20 protein-coding genes are annotated in these 16209 nt (G+C 64.7%); 6 read left to right on the top strand and 14 right to left on the bottom strand.

Features of this window, described 5'->3' with window-relative positions; translation table 11 throughout:
* Positions 1-18 precede the first annotated feature (18 nt).
* The 3 genes from K1X15_RS16780 to K1X15_RS16770 form a co-directional block, all read right to left on the bottom strand.
* Complete coding sequence (locus tag K1X15_RS16780; protein ID WP_220304738.1) at positions 19-687, bottom strand: outer membrane protein; 669 nt, start codon at positions 685-687, stop codon at positions 19-21.
* Positions 688-789: 102 nt separating this feature from the next.
* Positions 790-2274 (bottom strand): sigma-54-dependent transcriptional regulator, encoded by a 1485-nt coding sequence (locus tag K1X15_RS16775; protein ID WP_220304737.1) that lies wholly within the window; start codon positions 2272-2274, stop codon positions 790-792.
* A 185-nt stretch (positions 2275-2459) separates the two neighbouring features.
* Complete coding sequence (locus tag K1X15_RS16770) at positions 2460-2636, bottom strand: YdcH family protein (RefSeq protein ID WP_220304736.1); 177 nt, start codon at positions 2634-2636, stop codon at positions 2460-2462.
* A 152-nt stretch (positions 2637-2788) separates the two neighbouring features.
* On the opposite strand from K1X15_RS16770, the gene K1X15_RS16765 reads away from it, so the two are divergent.
* The 3 genes from K1X15_RS16765 (at position 2789) to K1X15_RS16755 (ending at position 4660) form a co-directional block, all read left to right on the top strand.
* Positions 2789-3004, top strand: coding sequence for a YdcH family protein (locus K1X15_RS16765; protein ID WP_220304735.1), 216 nt, complete (start codon positions 2789-2791; stop codon positions 3002-3004).
* Positions 3005-3078: 74 nt separating this feature from the next.
* The gene (gene purE, locus K1X15_RS16760; RefSeq protein WP_220304734.1) at positions 3079-3570 is read left to right on the top strand and encodes a 5-(carboxyamino)imidazole ribonucleotide mutase; all 492 of its coding nucleotides are present in this window, start codon (positions 3079-3081) and stop codon (positions 3568-3570) included.
* A gap of 4 nt (positions 3571-3574) precedes the next feature.
* Positions 3575-4660 (top strand): 5-(carboxyamino)imidazole ribonucleotide synthase, encoded by a 1086-nt coding sequence (locus K1X15_RS16755; protein ID WP_220304733.1) that lies wholly within the window; start codon positions 3575-3577, stop codon positions 4658-4660.
* A 166-nt stretch (positions 4661-4826) separates the two neighbouring features.
* On the opposite strand, the gene K1X15_RS16750 is transcribed toward K1X15_RS16755, so the two are convergent.
* Complete coding sequence (locus tag K1X15_RS16750) at positions 4827-5519, bottom strand: alpha/beta fold hydrolase (RefSeq protein WP_220304732.1); 693 nt, start codon at positions 5517-5519, stop codon at positions 4827-4829.
* Positions 5520-5730: 211 nt separating this feature from the next.
* On the opposite strand from K1X15_RS16750, the gene rpsU reads away from it, so the two are divergent.
* Positions 5731-5961, top strand: coding sequence for a 30S ribosomal protein S21 (gene rpsU / locus K1X15_RS16745; protein WP_220304731.1), 231 nt, complete (start codon positions 5731-5733; stop codon positions 5959-5961).
* A gap of 53 nt (positions 5962-6014) precedes the next feature.
* On the opposite strand, the gene K1X15_RS16740 is transcribed toward rpsU, so the two are convergent.
* The 4 genes from K1X15_RS16740 to K1X15_RS16725 all read right to left on the bottom strand — a co-directional run bounded on the left by K1X15_RS16740 (position 6015) and on the right by K1X15_RS16725 (position 9357).
* Positions 6015-7220 carry a multidrug effflux MFS transporter gene (locus K1X15_RS16740; protein WP_220304730.1) on the bottom strand — a complete coding sequence of 402 codons (1206 nt, stop codon included), beginning with the start codon at positions 7218-7220 and terminating at the stop codon, positions 6015-6017.
* A complete protein-coding gene (locus K1X15_RS16735) occupies positions 7217-8029 on the bottom strand; it encodes an alpha/beta hydrolase (RefSeq protein WP_220304729.1) in 813 nt (270 codons plus the stop codon). The genes K1X15_RS16740 and K1X15_RS16735 overlap by 4 nt, the downstream gene beginning before the upstream one ends.
* Positions 8030-8084: 55 nt before the next feature.
* Positions 8085-8723 carry a DsbA family oxidoreductase gene (locus K1X15_RS16730; RefSeq protein WP_220304728.1) on the bottom strand — a complete coding sequence of 213 codons (639 nt, stop codon included), beginning with the start codon at positions 8721-8723 and terminating at the stop codon, positions 8085-8087.
* 79 nt (positions 8724-8802) lie between these two features.
* A complete protein-coding gene (locus K1X15_RS16725) occupies positions 8803-9357 on the bottom strand; it encodes a tryptophan-rich sensory protein (RefSeq protein ID WP_220304727.1) in 555 nt (184 codons plus the stop codon).
* 146 nt (positions 9358-9503) lie between these two features.
* On the opposite strand from K1X15_RS16725, the gene K1X15_RS16720 reads away from it, so the two are divergent.
* The gene (locus tag K1X15_RS16720; protein WP_220304726.1) at positions 9504-9716 is read left to right on the top strand and encodes a SlyX family protein; all 213 of its coding nucleotides are present in this window, start codon (positions 9504-9506) and stop codon (positions 9714-9716) included.
* Between the two features lie 9 nt (positions 9717-9725).
* On the opposite strand, the gene K1X15_RS16715 is transcribed toward K1X15_RS16720, so the two are convergent.
* Positions 9726-10130: a hypothetical protein gene (locus K1X15_RS16715; protein ID WP_220304725.1), complete on the bottom strand. Its 405-nt coding sequence runs from the start codon at positions 10128-10130 to the stop codon at positions 9726-9728.
* A gap of 86 nt (positions 10131-10216) precedes the next feature.
* On the opposite strand from K1X15_RS16715, the gene soxR reads away from it, so the two are divergent.
* Positions 10217-10660 (top strand): redox-sensitive transcriptional activator SoxR, encoded by a 444-nt coding sequence (gene soxR, locus K1X15_RS16710; RefSeq protein ID WP_220304724.1) that lies wholly within the window; start codon positions 10217-10219, stop codon positions 10658-10660.
* An 8-nt stretch (positions 10661-10668) separates the two neighbouring features.
* On the opposite strand, the gene K1X15_RS16705 is transcribed toward soxR, so the two are convergent.
* From K1X15_RS16705 to K1X15_RS16685, 5 genes are read right to left on the bottom strand one after another with little or no spacing between them, the layout of a single operon-like run.
* Positions 10669-12246: a hypothetical protein gene (locus K1X15_RS16705; protein WP_220304723.1), complete on the bottom strand. Its 1578-nt coding sequence runs from the start codon at positions 12244-12246 to the stop codon at positions 10669-10671.
* Positions 12247-12303: 57 nt separating this feature from the next.
* Positions 12304-12912 (bottom strand): LysE family translocator, encoded by a 609-nt coding sequence (locus K1X15_RS16700; protein ID WP_220304722.1) that lies wholly within the window; start codon positions 12910-12912, stop codon positions 12304-12306.
* A gap of 39 nt (positions 12913-12951) precedes the next feature.
* Entirely contained in the window at positions 12952-14355 is a 1404-nt protein-coding gene (locus K1X15_RS16695) for an NAD(P)(+) transhydrogenase (Re/Si-specific) subunit beta (protein ID WP_220307585.1), read from the bottom strand.
* An 8-nt stretch (positions 14356-14363) separates the two neighbouring features.
* Positions 14364-14726: a proton-translocating transhydrogenase family protein gene (locus K1X15_RS16690; protein ID WP_220304721.1), complete on the bottom strand. Its 363-nt coding sequence runs from the start codon at positions 14724-14726 to the stop codon at positions 14364-14366.
* Positions 14727-16172 (bottom strand): Re/Si-specific NAD(P)(+) transhydrogenase subunit alpha, encoded by a 1446-nt coding sequence (locus tag K1X15_RS16685; protein WP_220304720.1) that lies wholly within the window; start codon positions 16170-16172, stop codon positions 14727-14729.
* Positions 16173-16209 lie beyond the last annotated feature (37 nt).

Raw genomic sequence — 16209 nt, 5'->3', positions numbered from 1 at the left:
GTGCGATGGGCAGACCGCCTAGAACTTGTAGTTGATACCGGCGCGGACCACTGAAAAGCGCTGCGAGATGTCGCGATTGCCCACCGGCAGGCCATTGTAGGACTGGGTGCCCAGGTCGACATAGAGATACTCGGCCTTGAGCGAGAGGTTGGCTGTGGCCTGCGCCTCGAGGCCCAGGCCCGCAGCCCAGCCGAAATGACTGGCCGACTGCGAGGTGACGACGCCGGTGGTCTCCTGCGCGGTGCCGCGGCCATAGGCGACGCCGGCCGTGGCATAGGGCATGACCTGGCCTACCGGTACACCAGCGCGGGCACGCAGGGTGCCGAACAGATCGGTCCTGGCTTCGAAGTTTCCGCCGGCGATTGGCTCGCGATAGCCGATGCTGGACCACTGCAGGTCCGCTTCGCCACCCAGCACGAAGCCGCCCATGTCAACATTGTAGCCGGCCTGTCCGCCCAGGCTCCAACCGCCGGCATTGTTATCGGTGACGCCGCCAGCCAGGGCGGGCGAATTGACCGTGGTGCCCCAGCCATAGCCGCCGCTGACCCCGGCATAGAAGCCGGTCCACTGCGCGGCGCTGGTGGGCGAATAGATGGGGGACGTGTTGCCGCCCCAACCCAGATCAGCCGCCTGGGCGGGCGCGGAAACCAGAACCAGAGCAAGCAGCGCGGTGGCAGAGGATCTCATGATTGCCTCGTCGTTAAGAGTTTGGTGCAAATTCGCGCCAATCTCTTAACGAGCAGGTAAGGAACAGGGTTAACGCGCGCGCTTCCTGTCAAATTCCCGCAGTCAGGCCGCGTCGTTGATCAGGCCGTCGGCCATGCCGTATTCATGCAGCTTGCGATAGAGCGTGGAACGACCGATGCCGAGCGCCCGGGCAACCCGCGACATGCGCCCGCCATGATGAGCGATGGCGAAGGCGATGGCCTCGCGCTCGATATCCGATAGCGGCTGCAAGTCACCATTGTCGGAGAGGAAACGGTCACGCGCAGGGGCTGGTGCGGGATCCGGTCGAGGCCGGGCCGTGGCAGCGTCGATATGCACCGGCTCGCTGGGGGCCGCGACCTTCTCGACGGCCCGCAATGCCTCCTCGCGTCCGGCGGACTGCGCCACGATCTGCGGAAAGTCCTGGGTTTCGAGGAAGGGGCCGTCGCTGAGTACAATGGCGCGATAGACGGCGTTTTCGAGCTGGCGAACATTGCCGGGCCAGTCATAGGCCTGGAGCAGGTCCATGACGGCGGGCGAAGCGCCAAGCACCCGCTTGCCGGCCTCGGCCGAGAACCGGGCGGTGAAATGGTCGAGCAGGGCCGGCAGGTCCTCCCGGCGCTCGCGCAGCGGCGGCACATAGATGGGAAAGACATTGAGGCGATAGAACAGGTCTTCCCGGAATTCGCCGGACTTGGCCAGGTTCAGGAGGCGCCGGTTGGTGGCGGAGATGAGCCGAACATTGACCTTCTCGGGCTTGCTGGCGCCCACCGGCTCGATTTCGCCTTCCTGCAGGGCGCGCAGCAGCTTGACCTGAGTTTCGAGGGGCAACTCGCCGACCTCGTCGAGAAAGAGCGTGCCGCCATGGGCTTCGCTGAACTTGCCGGCCTGATCGGCATGGGCGCCGGTAAAGGCCCCCTTCTTGTGGCCGAACAGCACGGACTCGACCAGGTTTGGCGGGATGGCGCCGCAATTGACGGTGACGAAGGGCTTGCCGGCACGTTCGCCGGTGCCCTGGATGATGCGGGCAACCAGTTCCTTGCCCACGCCGGTCTCGCCCTCGATCAGCACCGGAATGGTGCTCTTGGCCGCCTTGGCACAAAGCGTGATGACGCGCGCCATGCTCGGCGCGGTCGCGATCATGTCCTTGCGCGAGAAGGTGCCGGCCCGGCGGGCATGCTCGGCGCGGATGGCCGCCTCGAGCGCGTCGAGCTTCATGGCGTTGCGCAGGGAGATGATGAGGCGCTCCGGCGCAACGGGCTTGACGAAATAATCGGCGGCGCCCTGGCGCATCGCCGAGATCACGGTTTCCAGTGAGGCATTGGCAGTCTGGATGATGACCGGGGTGGTCAGCCCCTCCTTGCGCATGGCCTCCATGACTGCCATCCCGTCGAGATCGGGCATGACCAGGTCGAGGATCATGGCGCCCAGCTGCCGGTCCTCGCGCAGGATGTCGAGGGCCTGTTCGCCGCCCGTGGCAGTGATGGGCTTGAAGCCCGCCCGGTTGGCAATTTCCGCGGTCAGCCGCAATTGCACCGGATCATCATCGACCACCAGAACCCGCGTCATATCTACCCCAAAGTCAAAATTGGCCGGCACGAATCGGGTTGTGCCGTTTTGGGAAAGACGATGCCGACCGCTCCTTAAGAGGATGTTAATCCTAGCAAATCCCGCATCTCATCGCCGGCATGAAAAAGGGCCGCGGCATGAGCCGTGACCCTCCAGAGCATACGATGATTTTTGTTTCTGCTGCCTTATTGCCGCGTGGCGCCCTGGAGCTTGTAAAGTTCGTCCTTCACCTCGAGTTTCTTCCGCTTCAGCGCTGCTACCGTCAGGTCATCGGCGAGCCGATTTTGGGATTCGCTCTGGATCATCCGATCCAGCTCCTGATGGCGCCGTTCCAGCGCTGCGATGTGGCCTTCAGTCGTCATGACAACTCCTTTCAGCGTGTTGGACACAGGTATCGTCACAAATATTTCATGCTTTGTCGACGTCGTTTCACAGGGGCCCGAAATTCAGATGCAAAACTCTGCGTGATCGGTTAACCAAGAGTGAGATCGATGCCCGAGCATGCCGATATCCCATGTTGCAGTTGAGCAAGGAACAGGAAGCCCAGCTGGGGCTGGAACTGGCGACAAAACGCCAGGAACACTCGGATTTGGACGCCGCGATCCATACCTTGACCCAGTCGCATATGGCCGACCGGATGCTGATCCAGCGGCTCAAGAAGCGGAAGCTGTCGCTCAAGGATCGCATCGTCCAGCTCGAGAATATTCTGCTGCCCGACATCATCGCCTGAGCGTTCCGCCGCCTTGAGTTGTGGCAGGAATTGGGCTAATTGCGCGCTTTGCGGAGCGGCACGGGGGAATCGCCATGCTCAAGCCACCGGTCGCCATCGTCATGGGCAGCCAGTCCGACTGGCCCACCATGCGGCTGGCCGCGGAAACCCTCGAAAATCTCGAAGTCGAGTATGAGGCGCGCATCGTTTCGGCGCATCGCACGCCCGAGCGCATGGTGGATTTCGCCACCAATGCCCGCGCCGAAGGGGTCAAGGTGATCATCGCCGGGGCCGGAGGGGCTGCGCATCTGCCGGGCATGATCGCGGCCATGACGCCGCTGCCCGTTTTTGGCGTACCAGTCCGCTCCAAGGCGCTCTCGGGCATGGACAGCCTCTATTCCATCGTGCAGATGCCGGGCGGCATTCCCGTGGGGACGCTGGCCATCGGCGAGCCGGGTGCCATCAACGCGGCGCTCCTGGCCGCCGCAGTGCTGGCGCTGAGCGACGACGACCTGGCCGATCGGCTCGACGCGCACCGCGCCCGCCAGACCCAGTCCGTGCCCCAGTTTCCGTCCGATCTCGAGTAGTGCCTTGACCGACAAATCCACCATTCTCGCTCCCGGTTCCACCATCGGCATTCTGGGCGGAGGACAATTGGGTCGCATGCTGGCGCTGGCGGCGGCGAAACTGGGATTGAAGAGCCACATCTATTGTCCGGACCCGCAGAGTCCGGCTTTCGATGTCACCCCGTTCAAGACCGTGGCCGCCTATGACGATGTCGAGGCCCTCAAGGCCTTTGCGGCTCAGGTCGATGTCGTTACCTATGAATTCGAGAATGTGCCGGCGGCCACCGCCGAGGTGCTGGCCGGCATCAAGCCGCTGCGGCCCGGCGCCAATGCGCTGGCGGTCTCGCAGGACCGGCTGCTCGAAAAGGGCTTTCTGGCTTCCAAGAACATTCCGGTGGCGCCCTATCGGGCCGTGCACAGCCTTGATGAGCTGCATCAGGCGGTGGCCGAGCATGGCCTGCCCGCGGTGCTCAAGACCACGCGGCTGGGTTATGACGGCAAGGGGCAGCGCGTGCTGCGCGCGCCGGGTGATGCCGAGGCCGCTTTCGCCGAACTGGCCCCGCATCCGCTGGTGCTTGAGGGCTTCGTGCCATTCGAGAAGGAAATTTCCGTGGTGGTAGCACGCGGCACCGATGGCACAGTGCGGGCGTTCGATGCGGCCGAAAACGTGCATCGGCACCATATTCTCCACACCTCCACCGTGCCGGCCGATATTCCACCCGGCGTCGAGAAGCATGCCGCCATGCTGGCCAAGGTGATCGTCGTGGCGCTGGACTATGTCGGGGTGCTGGGCGTGGAATTCTTCGTGGTTCCTGGCGAGCGCCCGACCCTGCTCGTCAACGAAATCGCGCCGCGCGTGCACAATTCGGGCCACTGGACCGAGGCGGTGTGCCTGACCGACCAGTTCGAGCAGCATATCCGCGCCATTGCCGGCTGGCCGCTGGGCGACCCGCGCCGCATGGCCGACGTGGTCATGCAGAACCTGGTCGGCGACGAGGTCGAGATGGTCCCCAATGGCCTGGATGGCGACACCCAGCCGCACCTCTATGGCAAGGCCGAGGCGCGACCGGGCCGCAAGATGGGGCATATCAACAGGGTGGTGCGAGGGTAGCTCTCCAAACGGACGCCGATGGCCCCCTCGCCCCTTGTGGGAGAGGGTGGATCGCGCGGAGCGCGAGACGGGTGAGGGGTTCTATCCAAACGCTCGGTTTGTCTCGCGGCCTACCCCTCATCCGCCCTACGGGCACCTTCTCCCACAAGGGGAGAAGGGACAAGGGCTACCGCCCCAGCCACACTTTCATCGCTTCGACGACCGGACGCGGATTTTCCATGGTTGGCAGGTGGCCGGCATCGGGGAACGTCGCCAGTTCCGCGCCCGGAATGCGTGCGGCCATTTCCTCGGACATTTCGGGCGGGATCAGCTTGTCCAGCGCGCCGACCCCCACCAATGTCGGCGCGGTGATTGCGCCCAGATTGGGTACCGAATCGATCCGCCCCATGATCGCCTTCTGCTGGCGGATATAGACCTCACCGCCGACGCGCTCGGACATGGCCTGCACCTCCTCGGCGAGAGGCATTCCAAGATGGTGTGGGGCGACGAGGGTCGGGAGCAATCCGCGGGAAACGCCGATGAACTTGCCCTGGCCGATCATTTCTATGCCTTTGCGGCGGGTTTCGCGACGTTCCTCGGTGTCGGCGCGGGCCGAGGTGTCGAGCAAAGCCAGATGGGTGACGCGTTCGGGTGCCTGGCGCATGATTTCAAGCGCCACATAGCCGCCCATCGACAGGCCAGCCAGGGCGAAGAGCGGCGGTGCAGCGGCGAGGGTCCGGGCGGCCATGGCGGCGATGGTGTCATCGAGCCGGAGGTCAGCGACCATGGGCGCGACGCAGTCCGCCAGCCCGTCGATGACGTCGCGCCAGAGCCTCTGGTCGCAGATGAGGCCAGGCAGGAAGACGATGGGCTGGTACATGGACGGCTCCTTTGCTGCGAGAACGGGTAGCGGCCGGCAGCAAATCCCACAAGATGCCAGCAAATTTCCGCGTCCCAAGTGTGGACAGCGTCGCTTCGATCGGCTATAGAGCCCGCCACGGTGACCGGCTAAGCTGGTCGGCGAGGCGGTTTTTATGGCCGCTTTGCTTCCATCCAGACAGTTTGCATAGCTTTGAAAGGGCGGTTGACCTTTGCAAGTAGTCGTTCGCGATAACAATGTTGACCAGGCGCTGCGCGCGCTCAAGAAGAAGCTGCAGCGCGAAGGCGTCTTCCGCGAGATGAAGCTGCGCAACTATTACGAGAAGCCCTCTGAGAAGAAGGCTCGCCAGAAGGCCGAGGCCGTTCGTCGCGCTCGCAAGCTGGCCCGTAAGCGCGCTCAGCGCGAAGGCGGCATTGTTGCCGCTCCGGGCCGCGCCAGCTAGGCCCAGGCTTTTAGCCAGGAATTTTCGACGCCGTCCCCTCGGGGCGGCGTTTTTTATTGCCCGGGATAGAGCCGGCGATGCAGCAGCGCGGTCGCAATTGCGAGCCCGGCCAGGATCGGCAGCAGGCTGACCATGGCGGCGTGGGCATCTGGAAACAGGGCGATTGCCAGTAGCGAGGCGAGGAAGCCGCCGCCCATCTGGAAGAAGCCGGTCAGAGCGCCGGCGGAGCCGGCCATGTGTCCATAGCGGGCCATGGCGCTGGCAGTGGCGCTGGGCCCAATGGTGGCCAGCCCCAGCATCCACAGGCTCACCGGCGCCATGGTGGCGAGGACCGAATCAGGGAAGAGCCGCGGCCCGATGGCAAAGCCCAGACCGCCCAGCCCCAGAAAGACCAGGCCGACCAGCACCAGCCGAGGTCCATCGAGCCGGTTGGCCAGACGTCCCGCCAGCAGATTGCCGGTGATGAAGGACCCGGTCTGGATCAGCATGGCCATGGCGAACTGGAACGGGGTGAGCCCGATCTGGTCGATCAATACGAAGGGCAGGAGCGCGGCAAAGCCGTAGAACCCGCCAAAGGCGAGTGCCAGGACCAGGGCGGGAAGCAGGAAGGCGGGCGCCAGCAGCAATTGCGCATAATTGCGGATTACCGTGACCGGATGCAGCGGCGTACGCTGGGTCTCGGGCAGGGTTTCGCGGGCTCCCAGGCCGAGCATGGCGATGATGGCGAGGCCGAAGCCGGCCATGACCAGGAACATCACATGCCAGGACCCGACCAGCATGATGAGGCTGCCCAGGGTCGGCGACACAGCGGGCGCGACAGTGAGGATGAGATTGACCAGGGTGAGGATGCGGATGGCGTCCATGCCCACGAACTGGTCGCGCACCATGGCGCGGGACAGTGCCACGCCGGCGGACACGCCGAAGCCCTGCAGCACCCGCCCCAGCAGCAGCACTTCCAGCGTCGGGGCGAGTGCGCCCACCAGCGAGCCGATGACATAAATGGCGAAAAAGCCGATGCCGACCCAGCGTCGGCCATAGCGATCCGAGAGCGGCCCGCAGATCAACTGGGCCAGGGCAAAGGCGGCGAAATAGACCGACATGGTCAGCTTGCCGCCGGCATCGTCGGTTCCCAGCCCGGTGACGATGGCCGGCAGGGCCGGGCTATAGAGGGTGAGGCTGAGGGGGCCGGTTGCCACCATCAACCCACCAATAATGGCGGTGCGCCGGGGCGACATCCCCAGCAGGCGGGGGCTCTTCACTGCGATAGGGCCTTCCGGAAAAAGGCCTCGGCATGGGACCAGATGCCGGCATCCCAAAGGTCGGAATGGTCGGCGCCCGGCACGATCCAGAGTTCGGCCGGATCGGGCGCAAGGGCATAGAGGCGTTCGCCATTCGAGCCGTCAATGGTGCGGTCGGCGGTGCCGTGGGCAACCAGGACAGGCTCGGACACGTCCTTGATCCAGAGATCGTTGCGGAACTGGTCCTGCATCACCAGCCCCACTGGGAGGATGGGATAGCGCTCGGCGGCGACGTTGACCGCCGAGAGGAACGGCGTTTCGAGCAACAAGGCCCTGGCTTCGCGTCGGCTGGCCACATAAGTGGCGGGGCCCGAGCCCAGCGAGCGGCCCCAGATCAGGATGGGGGCATCGGTCTGCGCATCGAGCCAATCATAGGCGGCAAGCGCATCGTTGAGGATATTGGCTTCCGAAATGTCGCCGGGCGAGGCGGGGAAGCCGCGATAGTCGAAAGCAAGGAAGCCGTAGCCATCGGCCACGAATTGCTCGAAGCGTTCGTGCTCCTCGGAGAAGCTCTTGGAGTTGCCCTTGTAGTAGAGGATTACCGGCATGCCGGGTTTGGGCGCCTGATACCAGCCGTTGACGGTGGAACCGCCGGTATCGATGGAGACATCGCTGGCCTTTGGCAGCCGGGTCTCGGCCAGGCTGAACACCTTGCCCTGGGCATTGTACTGCAGCGCGCGCTGGTTGACATACATATAGGCGACCACGGCCGAATAGCCCAAGGCGATCAGGACCAAAGTGGCGAGCAACAGGCGGCGAAAGAGCTTCAAGGCAGAGTTTCCGAACAGGTGATTTGCCGGATTATAGCAGCCTGTTCGGCCCTCGTCAGAGCTCGGAAATGGTCTTGTCGAGCGCCTGTGCAAAGACTTCGTCCGGCTGCGCGCCGGAGAGGGCATATTTCTCGCCGAAGACGAAGAAGGGAACACCGCGAATGCCCTGTTGGGCGGCACTCGTCGCCAGCTGCGCTGTGATATCGAGCTCGGTCTCGTCGTTGATGGCATCCATGGCATCGCCCCGGTCCCAGCCATGCTCGACGGCGATGTCGGCCAACACGTTATCGTCGTTGATCTGCTGGTGCTGGAGGAAATAGGCCTCGGCGATGGCATTAGCCAGGTCGTGCTGATTGCCATTGGCCTTGGAGAGCCGCGTCAGCGTATGCGCCTTGGCCGTATTGAACATGCGCGGCTGGCGGCTGAGATCGAGCGTGATGCCGGCCTTTTGGGCTTCGCTTTCGACCCGTGCCCACATCTCGGCGGGGTCCCGGCCATATTTCTCGCGCAACATGGCACCGACATCCACGCCCTCGGGAGGGACGGTGGGATCGAGATAGAAGGGGTGGTTCTCGATTTCGACCTCAATGTCATCGGGCAGGTTCGCGAGGGCCTGGTCCAGCCGCGCCGACCCCACCAGGCACCAGGGGCAGACCACATCGGTGAAGACGTCGATCTTGAGCAGCTTGGCCATCATGCACTCCGAAACGAAAAACCTCCGCCCAGATGGCAATCCGGGCGGAGCATGGCAAGAGGGTACCTGGAGGTAACTGTCAGCTGGCAGGCGGGGTGTCGTGGCCCTGCATGAGCGCGAAGGGCGGTGCATAGGCGGCGGAGATGGCAAGGCCCATGATGGCACTGAAGCCAATGATGGCCAGCATCGGGGCCATCAGCCAGGCAGCGAGCTTTGAGACGACGCCGACCCGCGAGATGGTGGCCAGGGCCACGAGGAACAGGGCCGAACAGACAAGGCTCAATTGCAGCGAATCGAGCGGCGGGGTGACAAAGGGCAGGGCCACATAGCCCAGGATGAGGGCGATAAGCCAGAACCGCGCCGGGCTGCGCGCTGCGCTCTGCGTCACCGCCCAATAGGCGCTGCCCAACAGCGCCAGCTGCGCCAGGTGGACAATGGCGCCGACCCAGCCGGGCAGACCAAAGGGTGCGAAAAACAGCGGCAGGATGCCAAGGCGTTCGGTACCCAGATTGACGAGCCCGAAGAGGCCGAGAGGGAGGCCGGTGCAGATGAACCAAGCGAGGACAGCATGCCGATTGGTGGCGCTGGCAGGCGTGCCCGGGCGGGCGATGACGAGCGGTGCTGTGGTTGCCATCTTGCGGCTCCCCATTGGCGGAACGTGCCGAGTCAATGGGCGGCGGGGGCAAAGGGTTCCGCTTGCGTCAACCCACGGGAGATGCGGAACGCTTGCGTAGAGGGCATCAGGCCCCTATTGCGGGGCGGTGAACACGGAGAATTGTAATGGACGGTCCTGACCACAGTGAGCGGATCGATGCGCTGGAAGCGCGTGTCGCCTATCAGGACCACACGATCGAGGAACTCAACGCGGCCCTGACCGAGCAGTGGAAGACCATTGACCTGCTCACCAAGAAATTGGCCTTGCTCGAAGAGCAGGTGCGTTCGGGCAGCTATATCGCCGATCCGGCGACGGAAAAACCGCCGCCGCATTATTGACCGTCAAGCTCAGTTGAAGGCGAGAACGGCGCAGAAAATGGTACCCACCAATGCAAGGCGGGTGACCAGTCCGAAGACCTTGGGAGGAACGGCCCTTGCCCAGGGTGTGAAGCCGAGACCGAACGAAAGGATGATCGCGGCCACGCAGGCCATCTTGGCGCTGAACCAGGGATTGGCCCAAAGTCCCGCATCACAGCGAATGGCGACCATCAGCACCCCTGTAAGCACCAGCGTGAGCAGGCTCAGACGGGCGTTGATGCTCAGGCGGCGTGTCAGCGGCCCCAGGGTTGCGCGGCCGTCGGCGCCAAGACTCAACATCGCCGGTACCAAGACGGGCATGACCAGATTGGTGGCGGCCGCGAACAGCAACGCGCCGATGTGGATGAACAGCAGCAGGCGGAAAATGTCGTCCAATTTGGCTCTCCAGGCGCCGGTCGTGGCCGGCTTGTCGGGTGATATCGCCCTTGCTACAACCTCAACATTAGTTGAGGTCAAGCGTCATGTGGAAGTCCCTGCTGAGCGTTGGAGAGGTCGCCCGTCGCGCCGGCGTGGCCGTATCGGCCCTGCATTTCTACGAGCGCAAGGGGCTGATCCAGTCGATCCGCACCGGGGGCAACCAGCGGCGCTATGAACGCAGCGTGCTGCGGCGGGTGGCGGTCATCCAGGTGGCGCAGAGCGTGGGCCTCACGCTCGAGGAGATCGCTGCGGCCATGGCCGAACTGCCGCGCGACAAGGCCCCTGGACCCGAGGACTGGGCGCGCATGTCAGGGCTCTGGCATGCCCAGCTCAATGCGCGGATTGCCCGGCTCGAGCGGCTGCGCGATGGCCTCGGCACGTGCATCGGTTGCGGGTGCCTGTCGACCGGGACCTGCCCGCTGCGCAATCCCGGCGACCAGTTTGGGCAGCAAGGCCGCACGGGAGCGCATCTGCTCAAGGGTGATTGAGCAGACATTCAGGGCGATGGGCGCTCAAAGCCCACTGCATTGCGCAGCGTGGTGATATGGTCGGCCGGCGGCTTGCCGTCGGGGGCGGTGTCGGTCCAGTAGAAATTATGGGTGAACAGGCGCCAGCCCAGCCGGCCCCAGGTGATCTCGACCTTCTCGTCCTTGATGCCCGGCCCAAACCGGTCGGCACCCGAGAGCGGCCCGGAAATGGCGTCGCCCAGGAGGAAAAGCGGGGACTCGCTGCGATCATAGAGATTGGTCCAGCGCACCGCCGAGAACACTGCCGCATGATGCGACGACGGGCCTTTCTGCGCATCGGGATAGATCGAGCCGCGCGTGTCATCATAGGGCTGGGGCGGGGCCGTTGGCAGGACGCGCTCGGTCTTCATGCGCGAGAAATCGGCATGGCCATCGGTGATGAGGAATTCAGCACTCGACAGCGGCGAGCCCAGCGTCACGAGATCGGAAATCTTCCATCCCGAGCCTTCGGATGACCCGGGCTCGCCCTTCTGCCGGCGCAGGGCATCGAAGAGCTGCCATTGCAGCTTCTGATAGGCTTCCACCCGGACAGGGACCCAGTCATCGTCGGGGCCGGCCGCCACGAAATCATCGAGCGCGGCGAAGGCCGCCACGGCCTCGGGGCCGGGCGGGTTGTCCTTGGTCGGTCCCACCTCGCGCCAGAGGATATGCAGCAGGTCATAGGCGAGCACCGAGCCCAGGGAATGGGCGATCACCACCACTCGGTCATATTCGGGGTCGTCATGCAGCGCCTTGAGCAGGGCAAGGCCGCGATTGCGCACGCCCTGCCGGCTTTGCACCGTCTCTGTCTGGGCCGAGAGATAGCTGGCCGCATCGCCGAAATAGGGCAGCAGCAGCGTGCCGGCGAGATAGGCCAGCCAGCCCAGCAGCATCAGATTGGCGACATGGCCGTTCCAGCCGAAACTGTCGAGAAATCCCATGGCGATCACGAAGACCAGCAGCGGGCGTGGCAGGGCCTTGAGCCGGGCCAGGGGGCGGATGAATTTCGGCAGCAGGATCAGCGCCAGTCCCACAAGGCTGATCCAGTGGCCACGTTGCGCGGCGGGGGAGACGAAATGGTCGTACCAGTTCGTGTCGAAAACCTGCGGCAGCGCCAGAACCGCGCCCAGAGCGCTGGTGATCGCAATGACGGTCAGGAACCAGAAGACTGCCCATGGCCAGCGCATGTGGCGCGGCACATAGGCCGGGTCGATCCACAGCAGGCGCCGGATCCAGCGCCAGAGATTGCGCAGCGGCGTGGCGTTCAGCAGGTCCGCATAATAGAGCTCGAAGAAGTCGGTGCGGCGGCCATTGTGCTCGGGCGTGGTGATCCGCTGCAGCTCATAAAGGCCGCTCTTGTCGTCGGGTACGATCCAGATGGGTCGCGGGCGCGGATAGGCCTCGCCGGGGGTGTCGAGTTGGGGATTGTCCTGCCAGAGTGCCTGGACGAAATCGCGGATCGTGCCCATGGGGCGTTGCTCGCCCTGGCCATGGATGACGACGATGGCTTGCCGCGTGATCGGCTCCGGCGTGGCCGTGCTGGTGCGTTTGCGCGGTGTTCTGGCCATGATTTGCCCCCCGGATCGGGTGACAGACTAGGGCAAGTGCTGGCCGGATAAAACCGCTTAGAGGGCTGTTCCGCGGGCGACCCAGAAGGCGATGCCGACCAGGAGCACCGCAAAGACCATGCCCATTGCGCGCCGTCGGGATGGCAGCGTCAGAAAGGGCTGGGCCGTGCCGGCCAGCAGCACCACGCCGCCATGGACGAGGGTGGCGACAAGTACATAGACCGCGCCGAAGAGCAGCGCCTCATGCAGGGTGGCGACGGTGAGAAAGCCAGGCAGAACCGTGACATAGAATAGTGCCGCCTTGGGATTGAGCAGATTGGTGATCAGCCCCCGCCGGAAGAAGCGCCATGCCCCATCCTCGGCGTCGAGCGGGCCGACGGGCTTGCGTGAACTGCTCCAGGCCTCCCATGCCAGATAGAGCATATAGGCGACACCGGCCCAGCGGAGGGATTGGTAGAGCCAGGGCTGGTCGAGCACGAGCGCGCCGAGGCCCAGCAGCGCCACGATGCCAAGCAGGGTCAGGCCCAGCGCTACCCCAGCGACGCCTGCCAGCCCGGCCTGTCGACCGCGATCAGCGGCGACGATGGCGAGATAGGCCATGTTGGGTCCGGGCGTCAGCTCGATCAACAGGCTGGCCAGCGCGAAAGAAAGAAGCGCGGCACTCATGGCCGCGCTTGCCTCAATTCGTCCTTCAGCATCAACCCATCAGTGCCCGAAGGCCTTGACGATGTCCTCGGTGACCTTTTTGGCGTCGCCGAAGAGCATCATGGTGTTGTCGCGGAAGAACAGTTCGTTCTGCACCCCGGCATAGCCGGCGGCCATGCCGCGCTTGATGAACAGCACCGTGCCGGCGTCCTCGACGTTGAGGACCGGCATGCCATAGATGGGCGAAGTCTTGTCGGTCTTGGCAGAGGGATTGGTCACGTCATTGGCGCCGATGACGAAGGCGACGTCGGCCTGGGCAAACTCGGAGTTGATGTCCTCGAGTTCGAACACTTCGTCATAGGGCACATTGGCTTCGGCCAGCAGCACGTTCATGTGCCCGGGCATGCGGCCGGCCACCGGATGGATGGCATATTTGACCTCGACGCCTTCGGCCTTGAGCAGGTCCGCCATTTCGCGCAGGGCGTGCTGGGCCTGGGCCACGGCCATGCCATAGCCGGGGACGATGATGACCTTGCCGGCGTTTTTCATCAGGAATGCGGCGTCGTCGGCCGCGCCCTGCTTGACCGGACGGTCGTCCTCGGCACCCGAGGCAGAGGAGGACGTGTCACCCCCGAAGCCACCCAGGATCACCGAGATGAACGAGCGGTTCATGGCCCGGCACATGATGTAGGAGAGGATGGCGCCCGAGGAGCCGACGAGAGCCCCGGTGATGATCAGCGCGGTATTGCCCAGGGTGAAGCCGATGCCGGCAGCCGCCCAGCCCGAATAGGAATTGAGCATGGAGACCACGACTGGCATGTCGGCGCCGCCGATGGGGATGATCATCAGCCCGCCCAGCACCAGGGCGAGGAGGGTGATGGCCCAGAACAGCCAAGGTTCGGCCGAGCTGGTGAAGGCCCAGACCAGCGCCACGATGGCGACGCCCATGGCAATGTGGATCAGGTGCCGCATGGGCAGGATGATCGGCTTGCCGCTCATATTGCCGTTGAGCTTGGCAAAGGCGATGACCGAACCGGTGAAGGTGAAGGCGCCGATGGCGGTGCCGATGGACATTTCCACCAGCGCCTGGGCGTGAATGGCGCCGACCGCACCGATGCCGAAGGCCTCGGGGGCATAGAGCGCAGCGGCGGCCACGAAGACGGCGGCCAGACCCACCAGCGAGTGGAAGGCGGCGACCAGCTGGGGCATGTCGGTCATCTTGACGGTGCGGGCCATATAGGCGCCGATGCCGCCACCCAGGCCCAGGCCGCCGATGATCAGCAGCCAGCTCACCCAGTCAGATGGCGAGGCAACAGCCAGTGTCGTGACCACGGCAATGCCCATGCCGACCATGCCGAACATGTTGCCCTGGCGGGAGGAGGAGGGATGCGACAGGCCGCGCAGGGCCAGGATGAAGAGAACGCCCGAGACCAGATAGAGAAGGGCGGCGATGTTTGCGTCGATCATTTCGATCAGCCCTTCTTCTTGTACATGGCCAGCATGCGCTGGGTCACGAGGAACCCGCCAAAGATGTTCACGCTTGCGAACACCAGGGCGATGAAGCCGAAAAGCTTACTGACCCAGCTGGCGTCACTGGCCAGCTGCACGCCCACGGCGAGCAGCGCGCCCACCACGATGACCGAGGAGATGGCGTTGGTGACGCTCATCAGCGGGGTGTGCAGGGCCGGGGTGACGCTCCAGACCACGAAATAGCCCACGAAGATCGCCAGCACGAAGATGGCCAGGCGGAAGGTGAAGGGATCGATGGCGCCGCCAATGGCCCCATGGGCCAGGGCTGCGCCGACATCGGCGATGTTTTCGGCCGTTGTTTCCATTTACTTGTCTCCTCCCTTGGGAGCGGCAGGCTTCTTGGCAGCCGGCTTGCGGGCCGCGGGCTTCTTGGCTGCTGCGGGCTTTGGCGTTGCGGCTTCGGTCGCGGCGGGTGCATCCGCCGTTGCAGCGGCCTTGCCGGCGGGTTTTTTTGCGGGTGTCCTGGCTGCCGCCGGTTTGGCTGCTGCCGCGGCTTCGCTCTTTGCCGGCGCCTTGGCGGCTGCAGCGGGCTTCTTGGCTGCGGGTTTCCTGGCGGCAGGCTTCTTCGCCGCTGGCTTGGTTTCCGCCGCTGCGGACGCAGTCTCTGCCTTGGGGGCCGGCGCCGGGGCCGCGACGAAATTGGGATGCACCACTGCGCCGTCGCGCGTCAGCACGGTGGCCTTGACCAGTTCGTCGTCCCAGTTGATGGCGAGCTTTTTCTCCTTGGCGTCGATCAGCGTGGTGATGAAGGCGAGGAGGTTGCGCGCGTAGAGCTGGCTGGCGGTGGTCGGGATGTGACCGGCGAGGTTGGTGTAGCCGATAATGGTCACGCCATTGTGGGTGATCACCTTGCCCGGCTGGGTCAATTCGACATTGCCGCCGCGCTCGGCGGCGAGGTCGACGATCACCGAACCGGGCGCCATGCTCTCGACCATGGCCTTGGTCACCAGTTTTGGTGCCGGGCGGCCCGGAATGAGCGCCGTGGTGATGACGATGTCCTGCTTGGAAATGTGCCCGGCGACCAGTTCGGCCTGGGCCGCCTGTTCATCCTTGGTCAGTTCGCGCGCATAGCCACCGGTGCCCGAGGCGTCCTTGAGGGCCTCGGTCATGATGAACTTGGCGCCCAGGGATTCCACCTGCTCGCCGGCGGCGGCGCGCACATCGGTGGCCGAGACCATGGCGCCGAGGCGCTTGGCGGTGGCAATGGCCTGCAGGCCGGCCACGCCGGCGCCCATCACGAAAGCCTTGGCGGGCCGCACGGTGCCGGCGGCGGTCATCATCATGGGCAGGGCGCGGTCGAACACGCCCACGGCCTCGATGACGGCCTGATAGCCGGCCAGGTTGGCCTGGGAGGAGAGAATGTCCATGACCTGGGCGCGGGTGATGCGCGGCATGAACTCCATGGCGACAGCGGCAACGCCCGCCTTGGCGAGGGCTGCCACGTCCTTTTCATTGCCATAGGGGTCGAGCGCGCCGATGACGAGGGCGCCCTTGTTGACGCCATTGAGATCGGCCGCTGCGGGACGGCGCACGCAGAGCACGATGTCGGCGCCCTTGAGCGTTGCCGCCGCCGTGGCGCCGATGGCGGCGCCAGCTTCGGTGAACTGCGCGTCGGAGATGCGCGAGCCGATCCCGGCGCCTTTTTCGACGGTGATTTCGGCGCCAAGGCCGATGAGCTTGGCGATCGTCTCGGGCGTCGCCGCAACGCGGCTCTCTCCCTCGAACCGTTCGCGCAGAACGGCAATCTTCATGGAAACTCTCCTACCCGCCTGCCCGCGGGCAGGCTCG

The organism is Devosia salina, assembly GCF_019504385.1.
Classification (GTDB): Bacteria; Pseudomonadota; Alphaproteobacteria; order Rhizobiales; family Devosiaceae; genus Devosia; species Devosia salina.
The sequence above is the reverse complement of the archived record's forward strand: the minus strand, read 5'-3'. Positions and strand labels throughout refer to the sequence as shown.